Raw genomic sequence first — 13,661 nt, forward strand, 5'->3', positions numbered from 1 at the left:
GGCCAGGCAGGCGGGCGGCCCGCCTGCCTGGCGCTTACTTGAAGATCACCGGCGCGTCCTCGGCCGGCAGGTCCGGCAGCGGCACCTCGATGCGCACCGAATCGGGATCGACGCCCGTTCCGGCTTCCAGCCAGTAGGTGACGCTTTCCGGCCAGAAGATGACAATGGCCACCAGGATCAGCTGCAGCCCGACCCAGGGAACCGCACCCCAGTAGATGTCGCTCGACCGCACCGTCTTGGGCGCGATGCCGCGCAGATAGAACAGCGCGAAGCCGAAGGGCGGGTGCATGAAGCTGGTTTGCATGTTCACGCAAAGCAGCACGCCGAACCAGACAAGGTTGATGTCGAGCTTGGCGGCCACCGGCGCCAGCAACGGCACCACGATGAAGGCGATCTCGAAGAAGTCGAGGAAGAAGGCCAGAAAGAAGATGAAGATGTTGACGAACACCAGGAAGCCGGTCTGGCCACCCGGCAGGTGCGACAGCAGGTGCTCGATCCACAGCGACCCGTCCACGCCCTGGAACACCAGCGAGAACACGGTGGAGCCGACCAGGATGAAGACCACCATGCAGGTGATGCGCATGGTGTTGTCCATGGCCTGCTTCACCAGCGACCAGGTCAGGCGCCGGTTGATGGCGGCCAGCGCCACGGCGCCCACCGCTCCCATCGCCCCCGCCTCGGTCGGCGTCGCGAGGCCGAGGAAGATGGTGCCCAGCACCAGGAAGATCAGGACCACCGAGGGCACCATGCCCTTCAGCACGCGCCAGTAGAGCGGCCAGCCGCGCGGCCCCAGCGCCTCGGGCGGCAGGGCCGGAACCTTGTGCGGCTGGAAGATGGAGGTCAGCAGGATGAACAGGATGAACAGCCCCACCTGCAGGATGGAAGGGCCGATGGCGCCGGCATACATGTCGCCGACGCTTTTGCCGAGCTGGTCGCCCAGGATGATCAGCACCAGGGAGGGCGGGATCACCTGGGTGATGGTGCCCGAGGCCGCGATCACGCCGGTCGCGATGCGCATGTCGTAGCCATAGCGGATCATGATCGGTAGCGAGATCATGCCCATGGCGATCACCGAGGCGGCAACCGTGCCGGTGATGGCGCCGAGCACCGCCCCCACCAGGATCACCGCATAGGCGAGGCCACCTGGCACCTTGCCGAACAACTGGCCGGTGCCTTCCAGCAGATCCTCTGCCAGGCCGCAGCGTTCCAGGATGGCGCCCATCAGGGTGAAGAAGGGAATGGCCAGCAGCAACTCGTTCGACATGATGCCGAACACCCGGAAGGGCAGGTTGCCCAGATAGGCCGAGGTGAAGAAGCCCAGCTCGATCGACATGAAGCCGAAGAACAGCCCCACCGCCGCCAGCGAGAAGGCCACCGGAAAGCCGATCAGCAGGAACACGACGAGGCCGCCGAACATCAGCGGCGGCATCATCTCAAGGGTCAGCATCGGAAAGGGTGATCCGCTCTACAGGGTGGCGCTTATTGGTCGGGGCGGTGGTATTCGGTGACCACCTCGGCATCCGGCTTCTGGCCGCGCAGCAGCGCGACGCGCTTGATCAGCTCCGACAGGCCCTGCAGCGTCAGCAGCAGGAAGCCCATCGGCAGCAGGATCTTCACCGGCCAGCGGAGCAGCCCGCCGGCATTCGAGGATTCCTCGTGCCGGACGAAGCTGTCGAGGAAGAAGGGCCATGTCATCCAGGCCAGCAGCACGGTGGCCGGCAGCAGAAACAGCACCAGGCCGAACACGTCCACCCAGAGCCGGGCGCGCGGCGGCAGGTTGCCGAACACCAGATCCACCCGCACATGCTCGTTGCGCAGCAACGTATAGGAGGCACCCAGCATCACGATGCCGGCGAACAGGTACCACTGCACCTCCAGCCAGGCGTTGGAGGAATAGTTGAAGCCGTAGCGGATGGTGGCGTTGCCGGCGCTGATCGCGCAGGACAACAGCACCATCCAGGAGGCCGCCTCGCCGAAGACATGGCTGAGGCGGTCCACCACCCGGCTGAAAGCAAGCAGGGCACCCATTCGCCCGTATTCCTTATGCCATCAGGATCATCGCCTTACCGGCGCTGCTGCGCTTCCTGCGCATACATGCCGTAGACGAACTGGTCGAAGCTGTTTTCCGCGACGCGGAACCAGCCATACTGCGTGTCGCGGAAGGCGCGCCAGCTTTCATAGACCTTGCGGAAGGTGTCGTTCTTCTCGGCCAGCTCGTCGTAAAGCTCGAAGGCGGCCTTGTAGCTGGCCGCCATCACCTCGCGCGGGAAGGGGCGGAGCTGGGTGCCGGCGGCAATCAGGCGGCGCAGCGCGGCCGGGTTCTGCACGTCGTACTTGGCCAGGCTTTCCACCGTGGCATCCCGGCAGGCACTTTCCAGCACCTCCCGGTAAAGGGGCGGCAGCTCGTCATACTTCGCCTTGTTGACGTAGAGGGACAGGTTCAGGCAGCCTTCCCACCAGCCTGGGAAGTAATAGAAGGGCGCGACGCGGTTGAAGCCGAGCTTCTCGTCGTCATAAGGGCCGATCCACTCGGCCGCGTCCACCGTGCCCTTTTCCAGCGCCGGATAGATGTCGCCGCCGGCGATCTGCTGCGGCACCACGCCCAGCTTCTGCATCACGTTGCCGGCAATTCCGGCGATGCGCATCTTCAACCCGTTCAGGTCGGCAACCGCCTTGATCTCCTTGCGGAACCAGCCGCCCATCTGGGCACCGGTGTTGCCGGCGGGGATGGAGACGATGTTGTAGCCTTCAAAGAAGGGGCGAAGGGCCTCGCGGCCGCCGCCCTGATGCATCCAGGCGTTCATCTGCCGCGTGTTGAGGCCGAAGGGCACGGTGGCGTCGAAGGCGAAGGTCGGGTCCTTGCCAACGAAATAATAGGAGGCGGTGTGGGCGCACTCCACCGTGCCGTTCTGCACCGCATCCGCCACCTGCAGCCCCGGCACCAGCTCACCCGCCGGAAAGGCGCGGATCTGGAACTTGTTGTCGGTCAGCACCGCCACCCGCTTGGCCACCTGCTCGCCGGCGCCCCAGATGGTGTCCAGGGAGCGGGGAAAGGAGCTGGCCAGGCGCCAGCGGATTTCCGGCGCGGTTTGGGCGATGGCCGGCATGGCCAGCGTGGTGGTCGCGGCGGCGCCAAGGGCGGCGCTTCCCGTGAGCAATTGGCGACGGATCATCTCGGACTTCTCTTTCCCAGCACGATGGCGTTGCGGGCGCGCACCGATTTTCTGCTATTTTCAAGGGAAGGCCATGATTTGTCACGCGCGAACAGCACGGGCGGAACATTCCACGGGCGCCGGCCGGCGCCCACGGAAACGTCACGCGGCGTCCGGAAGCATCTTGCCGGGATTGAGGATGCCCCTGGGATCCATCGCCGCCTTCAGGCTGCGCATCACGTCCAGCACCGCTGGCCCGTGCTCGTCCACGAGGAACTCCCGCTTGCCGAGGCCGACGCCATGCTCGCCCGAGCAGGTGCCGCCCAGTGCCAGGCCGCGCGCCACGATCCTGCGGTCCAGCGCCCAGGCCTTTTCCAGCCCCTGCGGGTCATCGGCGGGAAACAGGATGACGCAATGGTAGTTGCCGTCGCCGACATGGCCGACGATGCAGGTGTTCTGCCCGGCCGCCACCGCCTCCTCCTTGGCGCCGACAATGGCCTCGGCCAGCCGGGAGATCGGCACGCAGACATCGGTGGTGATGCCGCGGCAGCCGGGATACAGGGCGGTGGCCGCCCACCACGCGTCGTGCCGCGCCTTCCACAGCTTGTTGCGCGTCTCGGCATCCTCCGCCCAGGCGAAGCCCTTGCCGCCCATGTCGCTGGCGATGGCCTCGACTGCCTCGGCCTGCTCCCGCACGCCGGCCGGGCTGCCGTGGAACTCCAGGAACAGGGTCGGCAGCGGCTCGTAGGGCAGCTTGGAATAGGCGATGGAGGCGCGCATCTGGTCGGCATCCGCCAGCTCGATCCGCGCCACGGGCACGCCGGCCTGCATGGTCATGATCACCGTCTCGACCGCGTCCTTCAGGCTGTCGAACTGGCAGACCGCGGCGGTGGTCGCCTCCGGGATGCCCTGCAGCCGCAGCCGGATCTTGGTGACCACGCCCAGCGTGCCCTCGGAGCCGACGAACAGCCGGGTGAGATCATAGCCGGAGGAGGATTTCCGCGCCCGGCCGCCGGTGGTGATCACCCGGCCATCGGCCAGCACGACCTCCAGCCCCATCACCGCCTCCCGCATGGTGCCGTAGCGCACGGCATTGGTGCCGGAGGCGCGGGTGGCCACCATGCCGCCCAGGCTGCAATGGCTGCCGGGATCGACGGGAAAGAACAGGCCCTGGTCGCGCAGGTGTTCGTTGAGCTGGTGGCGGGACACGCCCGGCTCCACCAGGCAGTCCATGTCCTCCGCATTGACTTCCAGGATGGCCGCCATGCGCGACAGGTCGAGGCTGATGCCGCGGCGGACCGGCACCACATGCCCTTCCAGGCTGGTGCCGGCGCCGAAGGGCGTCACCGGCACGCCATGGGCGTTGCACAGCGCCAGCAGCTTCGACACTTCCGCGGTGGTTTCGACAAAGGCCACCGCATCGGGCAGCACGGGCGGGTTGGCGTCCTCGCCGCGGGAATGCTGCTCGCGGATGGAGGCGTTGATGGACAGGCGCTCGCCCAGGAAGGCGCGGGCGGCGGCCAGCACGGCATCCAGCGGGTTGGTGTCGGCGGTCATGCGGAGAACTCCTCCCGCGCCAGCGGGCATGTCAGGCAATGGGGTCCGCCACCGCCCAGGGTGAACAAGGAAAGCTCAGGGTCGAGCACGGAAAGGCCCTCGGCCCGCAGGGCGGCGTTCAGCGCCGTGCTGCCACGCGCCGACACCACCCGGTCCCGCCCCAGGGCCAGGATGTTGCAGCCGAGTTGCATGGCGTCGCGGTAGGATACGGGGACGCAGCGGATGCCGTGCCCTTTCAGCCAGGCGACGAAGCCCGGCTCCAGCACATCGGTGCAGGCCACCGCCAGCCCCGGCGCCGCCATGCAGAACAGCACGTCGAGATGCAGGAAATGCTCGTCGAAGGGCTCAAGGCGAACTTCCCAGCCCTCGTCGCGCAGCCAGCCGGCCAGCTGCGCGGCCCCCGCCTCATCCGTCCGGCCGCCGGAATGGCCGATAACGGCGAGGCCTGGGCGGATGATGTGGACATCGCCGCCTTCCAGCGTGCCGGCGGAGGATTTGCGCCAGAAGGCGCTGCCCTGCGCGGCGTGGAAGTCGATCAGCCCGGCATATTCGCCGCGCCGCTGCGGCCGTTCCAGCTGGCACAGCACCGGGCCGCGATGCGTCACCACCACGCTGTCGCGGGTATAGGCCATGTAGGGCAGGTGCGGCTCGGGCGGCAGGCGGTGCACGGTGGCGCCGCCCTGCGCGAGCGCCGCCACCAGCTCGGCATGCTGGGCCAGGAGGTGCGCCCGCGCCGGGGCCTGCCGCGCTTCCGACAGGGTGCGGCGGGCGATGCTGTTGGTGGGCAGCCAGTGATAGTGATCGGGCGGGCAGACCAGCACGTCCCGCAGCACACCGGTTTCGGAGAAAACGCGCCAGGATGACATGGCCGGGAAGCTACGCCCGCGCGGCGCCGCAATCCAGGGGCAGGCGGCCGGGCGGGCGCAGGGTCCCGGCCGCCCTCCGGGATCATCCCTCCGGCAGGGTGGGCGGCGGCGCTCCCGGCCCGTGGATCAGCTCGCGCCAGAAGGTCCCGAGGAAGTCGGCATCCGCCGCCGGGCGCCGCGTGACGATCTCGGGCCGGCCGGTGACCTGCCCCGCCGCGTCGAGGGGCACGCGGATGCCCCAGAAGCCCAGCAGGCTGTCCCCCGCCATGCCGTAGCGTGTGTCGGTTGCCTCCACCACGCTGCCGCCTCCGGCCGCCGGCGCGGCCCGCCAGGCCAGGTGCCCCTTGGCGAACCAGTGCAGCAGCCGGGCTTCCGGCAGCGCCGCCACGGTGTTGAAGCGGGGATCGGGGAGTTGCGGAACATGCGTCCAGTGGATCGGGCCGGGCGCCAGCAGGCTGTGGCGGCCGATGCGCAGCCCATCCGGGGCTTTGGCGACGACGCGGCGATACCAGGGCTGGAACAACAGCGGATAAGCCTCGACCGAGGTGGCGGCCACGCCGCCGGCCGCCAGCTGGCCGCGGGCCAGGCGGACGGTGCGCTCGCCCTGGGCCCAGGCGTTCAGCGTCCAGCAGGTGATGAACAGCAGCGCCAGGGCGGCAACCGGCACGGCGCGGTCGGAGCGCCGGCTGAACCCGGTCACCAGCACCGCCAGCAGCAGCACCCCGCTGTAGATCGGGTCGATGATCGGCATGGCGTTCAGGGCGAAGCGATGATCCGAGAACGGCGCCAGGAGCTGCGTGCCGTAGCTGGTGAAGGCATCGATCACCGGATGGGTCAGCAGCGCCAGCACGGACAGCCAGATCCAGGCGCGCAGCCGGACGGGGTCTTGTTCGCCACGGCGCCGTGCTTCCCAGCCGGCGATGGCGCGGCCGATGAAGGGGCCCACAACCGGGCCGAACAGGACGGAATGGGTGATGCCGCGATGGTGCCGCCAGGTGGCGAAGCCATCCGCCGCCCATCCCACCGCCACGTCGAGATCCGGCAAGGTGCCAAGTGCCGCCCCCGCCACCACCACCCGCCGCCCGAGGGTCCGGTGAAAGCCGGCCGCCGCCACCGTGGCGCCGAACAGGGCCTGGGTCACGCTGTCCATGAAAACACTCCGAGGTTCCGGGCATCATCTGGGCGCGTGGACGGCAAAGTCACGCTCAGGGCGCGTTGACCCCCCCGAAGGAGGAGCCTAGCGTTCCAGTCCCAATCCACGAGGAAGCGAACAAGTCATGGTGAACAAGGTCAAGGAAGCCTGGGCGCAGGGCCGCGCGGTGGTGAATGGCTGGCTGGCCATCCCGAGCGCCTATGCCGCCGAGGTGATGGCGCAGGCCGGGTTCGACAGCCTTACCGTCGACATGCAGCACGGCGTGCAGGATTACCTGTCTGCCGTGGCCTGCTTCCAGGGCATGCAGCCGCATCCGGTGACCCCGATGGTGCGGGTGCCCTGGAACGAGCCGGGCATCGTCGGCAAGGTGCTGGATGCCGGCGCGATGGGCGTGATCTGCCCGATGATCAACACGCCGGAGCAGGCCCAGCAGCTGGTCTGGTCCTGCCGCTACCCGCCCGAGGGAACGCGCTCCTTCGGCCCGATCCGCGCCGGCATCTATGGCGAGGCGGGCACCTATTTCGACACCGCCAACAAGGATGTGGCGGTGATCCCGATGATCGAGACCAAGGAGGCCATGGACAACCTCGAGGCCATCCTGGACGTGCCGGGCATCGATGGCGTGTATATCGGCCCCTCCGATCTCGGCCTGTCCTATGGGCTGAAGCCGGCGCTGGACCGGGAGGAGCCGGAGATCCTGCGCATCTATGAGCGCGTGCTGAACGAGGCCGGCAAGCGCAACATCGCCGTCGGCCTGCACAATGGCAGCGCCGCCTATGTGAAGAAGATGATCGGCATGGGCTTCAAGCTGGCCACCATCTCCAACGACAGCGGCATCCTGTTGCAGGCGGCGCGCGCCGCCGTGGCGACGGCCAAGAGCTGAAAACGGACGGGCCGGCGACTCGGGGCCGGCCCTGCCGCTTCCTGGCGGCCTCGCAGGCGCCGGGCGATCCCGGAAGGCTTCCCCCTTCCGGGATCATCCGGTTCTCAGGCCGCCTTGGCCTGCGAGGCGGGCAGCCTGGCGATCAACGCCTTCAGCATGTCCATCTCCGCGGCCTCCAGATCGGTCAAAGGCGCGCGCACCGGGCCGGCTGGCCGGCCCACCGCGGCGCAGCCCGCCTTCACGATGGACACCGCGTAGCCCTTCCTGCGGTTGCGAATGGCGATGTAGGGCAGCACGAAGTCGCGCAGGCCCTGGTAAACCCTGGCGGCGTCCTTGGCCCGCACCGCCGCGTAGAAGGCATTGGCGAATTCGGGCACGAAGTTGAAGATCGCCGAGGAATAGGTGGTGACGCCCATCTCCAGATAGGGCAGGGCGAAGGTTTCGGCGGTGGGCAGGCCGCCCACATAGGTCAGCCGGTCGCCCAGCTTGGCGTAGATGCGGGTCATCAGCTCTACATCGCCGACGCCGTCCTTGAAGCCGACCAGGTTCGGGCAGCGCTCGCACAGCCGGGCCAGCGTGTCCTCGTTCAGGATGGCGTTGTCGCGGTTGTAGACGATGACGCCGAGCCTGGTGCTCTTGCACACCGCCTCGACATGCGCGGCAAGGCCCGCCTGCTCGGAATTGACCAGGTAGTTCGGCAGCAGCAGCAGGCCATCGGCGCCGGCCGCCTCGGCCGATTGCGCCAGCTCCCGGGCGATGGCGGTCGCCATGCCGGCCGGCGCGATGACCGGCACCTTGCCGCCCACTTCCTCCACCGCGTCCTTCACCACCACGGCGATCTCGGCCGGGGACAGGTTGAAGAACTCGCCCGTGCCGCCGGCGGCGAACAGGCCCGCCGGACCATGGCCCAGCATCCAGCCCACATGCTCGCGATAGGGGGCGGCGTCGTAGCTGAAGTCAGGCTTGAAATGGGTGACCGGGAAGGACAGCAGGCCGCTGCCGATCTGCCGCGCCATCTCGGTGGGAGTCATGGACGCCATTGATGCTGCTTCCTTTTGAATGATGTCAGGTCATCATACTTCCATTCCGGTGGTCTGATCTACCCCAAAGGCCTGGGAACAACGATACCCGAGGGGCTTTTCCGGCAGTGGGATGGCGGGTCGCCGGCATCGAGGGGCAACAGGAACTCACCGCTTGGCCAGCAGGCCCCGCATCACCGCGCCTTCCCCGAAACGGGCGCGAAGCTTCTCCATGGCCTCCCAGCGCGCGGCGCGGCGGGGTGATTCCGCATCCAGCAGATCGCCACGGTCGGCGCCCTCGCCCGGCATCAGGAGCTGGGCGCCGATGCCGATCAGGCGAAAGGCCGTGCCATCGGCTTCCCGCGCCAGCAGTGGCCGCGCGGCGGAAAACAGCGTATCCGGCAGGCGGGTGGGCGCGCCAAGCCGGGCGTGGCGGGTGCGGGTGGCGAAGCCCGCCGTCTTCAGCTTCAGTACCACGCCGCCGGCGGCGAATCCCTTTTCCTTCAACCGCCGCGCCAGCTTTTCCGACAGGCGCCACAGCACCGCCTCCAGCTCCGGCACCGTGCGCAGGTCCCGCTCGAAGGTGGTTTCGGCGCTGATCGACTTGGTTTCGCGCGTCGGATCGACGCGGCGCCGGTCCTCGCCGCGGGCGCGGGCGGCGAGGGCCGGCCCGTCCTCGCCGAGCTTCGCCGCCGCTTCCCGCGGGCTCAGCGTTGCGAGCTGCCCCAGGGTGGCGAGGCCCAGCGCCTGCAGCTTGCGGGCCTGCACCGGGCCGATGCCGGGAAGCACCGACACCGGTTCCGGCGCCAGCAGGGAGGCGGCCTCGGCGGCGCCGATCACCGCGAAGCCGCGCGGCTTGTCCCGCTCCACCGCCAGCTTGGCCAGGAGGCGGTTCGGCGCCAGGCCGACCGAAACGGTGACGCCCACCTGCCTTTCCACCCCCAGCGCGAAGCGGGCCAGCACGGCGGCCGGCGGGGCCTTGTGCAGCGCCGCCGTGCCGGACAGGTCCAGCACCGCCTCATCGATCGACAGCGGCTGCACCAGCGGGGTGAGGTCCATCATCAGGGCGCGGATGGCGCGGCTCGCCTCGGCGTATTTGCTCATCTGCGGCTTGATCACCGCCGCCTCGGGGCAGAGCGCCAGCGCCTTGAACATCGGCATGGCCGAGCGCACGCCCTTGATGCGCGCCTGGTAGCAGCACGCCGCCACCACGCCGCGCTGCCCGCCGCCCACGATCACCGGGGTGGTGCGCAGCTCAGGCCTGTCGCGCTTCTCGACGCTGGCGAAGAAGGCATCGCAATCCACATGCGCGATGGCGAGGTCGAACAACTCGTCATGCCGCACCAGCCGCCTTCCGCCGCAACCGGGGCAGGATGGCCGGGGGGGGGCGAAGGTCGCGGTGCAGTCGCGGCAAAGAATGGGCATGGCGGCGCCATCATAAAGCAAGAAGGGCCTGGGAACGACCAAAGGCTGCCCCCGGCCGGGCCGTTCCGGTTCCTCCATGCGGCGCGACGATCCGCCCGCCCGTGGATCATTGTTGATCATGCGGCACGTTGACCGCCTACCGGGATTGTTGTTCCGTGAATCAAGGAGCGCGCCGGACATCCCGGCCCGCTCGCGAAGGCTCCCAGCAACAAGAGAGTCCCGCGCAGCATGAGGAAACATCTTTGGCCCGCATCCCCTATGCCGATCCCGCCAATCCCGAGACGCGCCCGCTGGTCGAGCGCATCATCCGCGAACGCGGCAGCGTCCTGCATCTGTATGCCATGCTCCTGCATAGCGGGCCCGTGGCGGAAGGCTGGCTGCGCTACCTGACGGCGATCCGGCATGAATGCGCCCTGCCCGGCCTGTTGCGGGAGCTGGTGATCATGCGGATCGCGCATCTGAACGGTGCGCCTTACGAGGCGGAGCAGCATGCGCCGATCGCGCTGAAGGAAGGCATGAGCCAGGCGCAGATCGATGCCCTGCCGGAATGGCGGGAAAGCGATCTTTTCGATGCCACGCAACAGGCCGTGCTGGCCTACTGCGACTCCATGACGCGTGAGATCCATGTGCCGGACGCGATCTTCTCCGCCGTGCGCGAAGCGCTTCCGCCGCGCGAGCTGGTGGAGCTGACCGCGACGATCGGCGCCTACAACATGGTGTCGCGCTTCCTTGAGGCGATGGGCGTCGATGCGCGGGACCCTTTGCCGGGAACGGATCATGCGGGCGCTTGAAGGCAGGGTCGCTTTTGTCACGGGATGCGGCTCCCAGGGGCCGGGCTGGGGCAATGGCAAGGCCATCGCGGTGACCTTCGCGCGGCATGGTGCCGTGATCTACGGCGTGGACCTGAACGCGGATGCGGCGGAGGAAACGCGCCGCATCGTCGAGTCCGAGGGCGGGCGGTTCATCGCCGGAACCGGCGATGTCACGGACAAAGCCCGCGTCGATGCGCTGGTCGCCGATTGCGTCGTGCGGCTGGGCCGGATCGATGTTCTGGTCAACAATGTCGGCCATTCGGTGCCGGGCGATCCGGCAACCATGCCGGAGGAGATCTGGGACCGCCAGATCGACGTCAACCTCAAAAGCGCCTTCCTGTGCTGCAAGGCGGTGCTGCCGCTGATGGAGGCGCAGGGCAAGGGCGCGGTGGTTTCGATCGCCTCCACCGCCGCGATCCGCTACACGGGCAAGCCGCAGGCCGGCTATGCCGCCGCCAAGGCGGGGCTGGTTCAGTTCAGCCGGGTGGTGGCGATCGACTATGCCCGGCGCGGCGTGCGGCTGAACTGCGTGCTGCCGGGCCTGATGGAAACGCCCCTGGTCGAGAAGCTGGCGCAGGATTTCGCCAGCAGCGAAACCGGCCTGGACCGGGGCGCCTTCTACCGCCGCCGCCATGAGCAGGTGCCGATGGGCCGCATGGGCGAGGCCTGGGATGTCGCCGAAGCCGCGCTGTTCCTGGCTTCCGACGCCGCCAAATACATCACCGGCACCGAGATCCTGGTGGATGGCGGCCTGTGCGCCGCGGTGCGGGGCTGACGCGGTGCGAAGCTGGACAAGGATGCGGCCATGCTGAGGCTGGACGGCAAGATCGCCTTCATCACCGGTGCCGGATCGGCCGGGCCGGGCTGGGGCAATGGCAAGGCCACCGCGGTGCTGATGGCCCGGCAGGGCGCGAAGGTCTTCGCGCTCGACAACCGGGCGGAGGCCGTCGAGGAAACCATTGGCATCATCCGCGGCGAAGGCGGCACGGCGATCGGGCATGTCGCCGATGTCACCGTGGCGGAGGAGGTGGCGCAGGCCGTCGCAGCCTGCGTGGCCGAGTATGGCGGCCTCGACATCCTCGTGAACAATGTCGGCGGCTCCTTTCCCGGCAGCGCGGAAAGCCTGTCGGAGGCGGATTGGGAAGCGCAGATCGACTTCAACCTGCGCAGTGCCTTTCTGTGCTGCAAGCATGCCCTTCCGCATCTGCGGCAGAAGGGCGGGGCGATCGTGAACCTGTCCTCCATCGCGGCGCTCCGCATGAGCGCGGACCGGCCGCACATCGCCTACAGCGCGTCGAAATACGGCATCATCGCCTTCAGCAAGTCCATCGCCATGGAGCAGGCGCGGGCGGGGGTGCGCTGCAACACCGTGGTGCCGGGGCTGATGCACACGCCCCTGGTGGAGAACCGCCTGGTGCGGCAGCTCGGCGCCAATGACGCGGCGCAGCTGATCGCCCGGCGCAACGCCCAGGTGCCGATGGGAAAGATGGGCGATGCATGGGACATCGCCCATGCGGTGCTGTTCCTGGCCGCGGACGAGGCGCGGCACATCACCGGAACCGAGTTGGTCGTCGATGGCGGCATTTCCGCGGCGATGCCCTGAGGCGTGACCACCCGCAGGCTGGGCCTCCAGAAAATGCCGGTCCTTTGACCGGACCAGGATATGAAGCATGGTCCGTGGGCGCATCCGGACGGATCATGCCCGGAGCGCGCTTCCGCGCGACATGACAACCGGCGGCAAGCCGGAGCAGGGGAGACGAAACACATGAGTTCATCGCCACGACCGGGCTTCAGCAGGCGGCTGGCGCTTCTGGGGGCCACCGGCGCAGCAATGGCCTGGACCGGCGCCACGCCCGCTATTGCCCAGGGTTCCTTTCCGCGGCGCCCCATCACCATCGTGGTGCCGATCCCGGCAGGAGGCGGAACGGACTACGCGGCCCGCCTGATCGCCGAGCCCATGAGCCGGCTGCTGGGGCAGCCCGTGGTGGTGGAGAACCGGCCCGGCGGTAATGACGTGGTCGGACTGATGCATGTCGCCCGCTCGCAGCCGGATGGCTACACCTTGCTGATGGGCTATTGCGGAACCATGGCGGGCCGCGCGGCCATCGGCGGCACCGGCAGTGTCAGCACCGCCGACGACTTCGTGCCGATCGGGCAGGTTTCCGACACGCCGCAGCTTTTCGTGGTGCATCCTTCCGTGCCGGCCGCGACCCTGCCGGAGTTCATCGCCCATGCCAAGGCCAACCCCGGAAAGCTCACCTATGCGTCCGCGGGGAATGGCTCCATGCACCATCTCGGCACGGAATTGCTGAAATCCCGCACCGGCATGGACCTGCTTCATGTGCCTTATCGCGGAACCGGTGAAACGATCAGCGACCTCGTCGCTGGCCGCGTGCAGTTCTACATGAACTCGCCGCCTCCCCTGGTCACGCTGGTGCGGGACAACAAGGTGCGGGCGCTGTGCGTGAGTTCCAATGACCGGCATCCGGGCCTTGCCGACATCCCTTCGGCGACCGAGGCAGGCCTGCGCGACCTGCCCTTGAATGTGTGGTTCGCGCTTTACGCGCCGAAGGATGTCCCGGCCGAGATCCGCGCCCGGCTTTCAGAGGTGATGGAGGCGTCGCTCGCCCAGCCGGAGATCCAGAAGCGGGCCTTCGATGCCGGCTCGCTGGTGAAGTTCACCGGCCCGGACGAGGTGGCGCGCCGGCTCCGCGCCGAAATCGCCAGCTGGCGCAACATCGCCGAGGCCGCCAACATCCGAGCGGATTGAGGCCAGGAGCGGAGCCGCTCCCCC

13 protein-coding genes are annotated in these 13,661 nt (G+C 68.4%); 5 read left to right on the forward strand and 8 right to left on the reverse strand.

Going from position 1 to position 13,661, the window contains the following annotated elements; translation table 11 throughout:
* Positions 1-34: 34 nt before the first annotated feature.
* The 6 genes from F0Q34_RS08270 to F0Q34_RS08295 form a co-directional block, all read right to left on the reverse strand.
* Positions 35-1,447 (reverse strand): TRAP transporter large permease, encoded by a 1,413-nt coding sequence (locus tag F0Q34_RS08270; RefSeq protein WP_149811680.1) that lies wholly within the window; start codon positions 1,445-1,447, stop codon positions 35-37.
* Between the two features lie 32 nt (positions 1,448-1,479).
* Complete coding sequence (locus F0Q34_RS08275) at positions 1,480-2,028, reverse strand: TRAP transporter small permease subunit (protein ID WP_149811681.1); 549 nt, start codon at positions 2,026-2,028, stop codon at positions 1,480-1,482.
* 35 nt (positions 2,029-2,063) lie between these two features.
* Positions 2,064-3,173, reverse strand: a complete 1,110-nt coding sequence (locus tag F0Q34_RS08280) for a TRAP transporter substrate-binding protein (protein WP_149811682.1) — start codon at positions 3,171-3,173, stop codon at positions 2,064-2,066.
* A 141-nt stretch (positions 3,174-3,314) separates the two neighbouring features.
* A complete protein-coding gene (locus F0Q34_RS08285; RefSeq protein ID WP_149811683.1) occupies positions 3,315-4,709 on the reverse strand; it encodes an FAD-binding oxidoreductase in 1,395 nt (464 codons plus the stop codon).
* A complete protein-coding gene (locus tag F0Q34_RS08290; RefSeq protein ID WP_149811684.1) occupies positions 4,706-5,575 on the reverse strand; it encodes a dimethylarginine dimethylaminohydrolase family protein in 870 nt (289 codons plus the stop codon). Before F0Q34_RS08290 ends, F0Q34_RS08285 begins: the two co-directional genes overlap by 4 nt.
* Positions 5,576-5,657: 82 nt before the next feature.
* Positions 5,658-6,725 carry a metal-dependent hydrolase gene (locus tag F0Q34_RS08295; protein WP_149811685.1) on the reverse strand — a complete coding sequence of 356 codons (1,068 nt, stop codon included), beginning with the start codon at positions 6,723-6,725 and terminating at the stop codon, positions 5,658-5,660.
* A gap of 127 nt (positions 6,726-6,852) precedes the next feature.
* On the opposite strand from F0Q34_RS08295, the gene F0Q34_RS08300 reads away from it, so the two are divergent.
* Positions 6,853-7,611, forward strand: a complete 759-nt coding sequence (locus tag F0Q34_RS08300) for an HpcH/HpaI aldolase family protein (protein ID WP_149811686.1) — start codon at positions 6,853-6,855, stop codon at positions 7,609-7,611.
* 104 nt (positions 7,612-7,715) lie between these two features.
* Here F0Q34_RS08300 and kdgD read toward each other — a convergent pair whose 3' ends face one another.
* Complete coding sequence (gene kdgD / locus F0Q34_RS08305) at positions 7,716-8,651, reverse strand: 5-dehydro-4-deoxyglucarate dehydratase (protein WP_149811687.1); 936 nt, start codon at positions 8,649-8,651, stop codon at positions 7,716-7,718.
* 147 nt (positions 8,652-8,798) lie between these two features.
* A complete protein-coding gene (locus tag F0Q34_RS08310) occupies positions 8,799-10,055 on the reverse strand; it encodes a DNA polymerase IV (protein ID WP_149811688.1) in 1,257 nt (418 codons plus the stop codon).
* Between the two features lie 242 nt (positions 10,056-10,297).
* Between F0Q34_RS08310 and F0Q34_RS08315 the strand changes: the two genes are divergently transcribed.
* From F0Q34_RS08315 to F0Q34_RS08330, 4 genes are all read left to right on the forward strand, one after another.
* Positions 10,298-10,846: a carboxymuconolactone decarboxylase family protein gene (locus F0Q34_RS08315; protein ID WP_149811689.1), complete on the forward strand. Its 549-nt coding sequence runs from the start codon at positions 10,298-10,300 to the stop codon at positions 10,844-10,846.
* Positions 10,833-11,642, forward strand: coding sequence for an SDR family NAD(P)-dependent oxidoreductase (locus F0Q34_RS08320; RefSeq protein ID WP_174242011.1), 810 nt, complete (start codon positions 10,833-10,835; stop codon positions 11,640-11,642). Before F0Q34_RS08315 ends, F0Q34_RS08320 begins: the two co-directional genes overlap by 14 nt.
* A 30-nt stretch (positions 11,643-11,672) precedes the next feature.
* Entirely contained in the window at positions 11,673-12,470 is a 798-nt protein-coding gene (locus tag F0Q34_RS08325; protein WP_149811690.1) for an SDR family NAD(P)-dependent oxidoreductase, read from the forward strand.
* Positions 12,471-12,632: 162 nt separating this feature from the next.
* The gene (locus F0Q34_RS08330; protein WP_161600803.1) at positions 12,633-13,637 is read left to right on the forward strand and encodes a Bug family tripartite tricarboxylate transporter substrate binding protein; all 1,005 of its coding nucleotides are present in this window, start codon (positions 12,633-12,635) and stop codon (positions 13,635-13,637) included.
* Positions 13,638-13,661: the final 24 nt, after the last annotated feature.

The sequence above is a fragment of the Teichococcus oryzae genome (assembly GCF_008386565.1).
GTDB classification, from domain to species: domain Bacteria; phylum Pseudomonadota; class Alphaproteobacteria; order Acetobacterales; family Acetobacteraceae; genus Pseudoroseomonas; species Pseudoroseomonas oryzae.

Coding starts and splice junctions, on each gene's coding strand:
- F0Q34_RS08295 (WP_149811685.1), bottom strand. CDS start 6,725: ATGGACAGCGTGACCCAGGCCCTGTTCGGCGCCACGGTGGCGGCGGCC.
- F0Q34_RS08270 (WP_149811680.1), bottom strand. CDS start 1,447: ATGCTGACCCTTGAGATGATGCCGCCGCTGATGTTCGGCGGCCTCGTC.
- F0Q34_RS08320 (WP_174242011.1), top strand. CDS start 10,833: ATGCGGGCGCTTGAAGGCAGGGTCGCTTTTGTCACGGGATGCGGCTCC.
- F0Q34_RS08285 (WP_149811683.1), bottom strand. CDS start 4,709: ATGACCGCCGACACCAACCCGCTGGATGCCGTGCTGGCCGCCGCCCGC.
- F0Q34_RS08325 (WP_149811690.1), top strand. CDS start 11,673: ATGCTGAGGCTGGACGGCAAGATCGCCTTCATCACCGGTGCCGGATCG.
- F0Q34_RS08300 (WP_149811686.1), top strand. CDS start 6,853: ATGGTGAACAAGGTCAAGGAAGCCTGGGCGCAGGGCCGCGCGGTGGTG.
- kdgD (WP_149811687.1), bottom strand. CDS start 8,651: ATGGCGTCCATGACTCCCACCGAGATGGCGCGGCAGATCGGCAGCGGC.
- F0Q34_RS08290 (WP_149811684.1), bottom strand. CDS start 5,575: ATGTCATCCTGGCGCGTTTTCTCCGAAACCGGTGTGCTGCGGGACGTG.
- F0Q34_RS08275 (WP_149811681.1), bottom strand. CDS start 2,028: ATGGGTGCCCTGCTTGCTTTCAGCCGGGTGGTGGACCGCCTCAGCCAT.
- F0Q34_RS08280 (WP_149811682.1), bottom strand. CDS start 3,173: ATGATCCGTCGCCAATTGCTCACGGGAAGCGCCGCCCTTGGCGCCGCC.
- F0Q34_RS08330 (WP_161600803.1), top strand. CDS start 12,633: ATGAGTTCATCGCCACGACCGGGCTTCAGCAGGCGGCTGGCGCTTCTG.
- F0Q34_RS08310 (WP_149811688.1), bottom strand. CDS start 10,055: ATGCCCATTCTTTGCCGCGACTGCACCGCGACCTTCGCCCCCCCCCGG.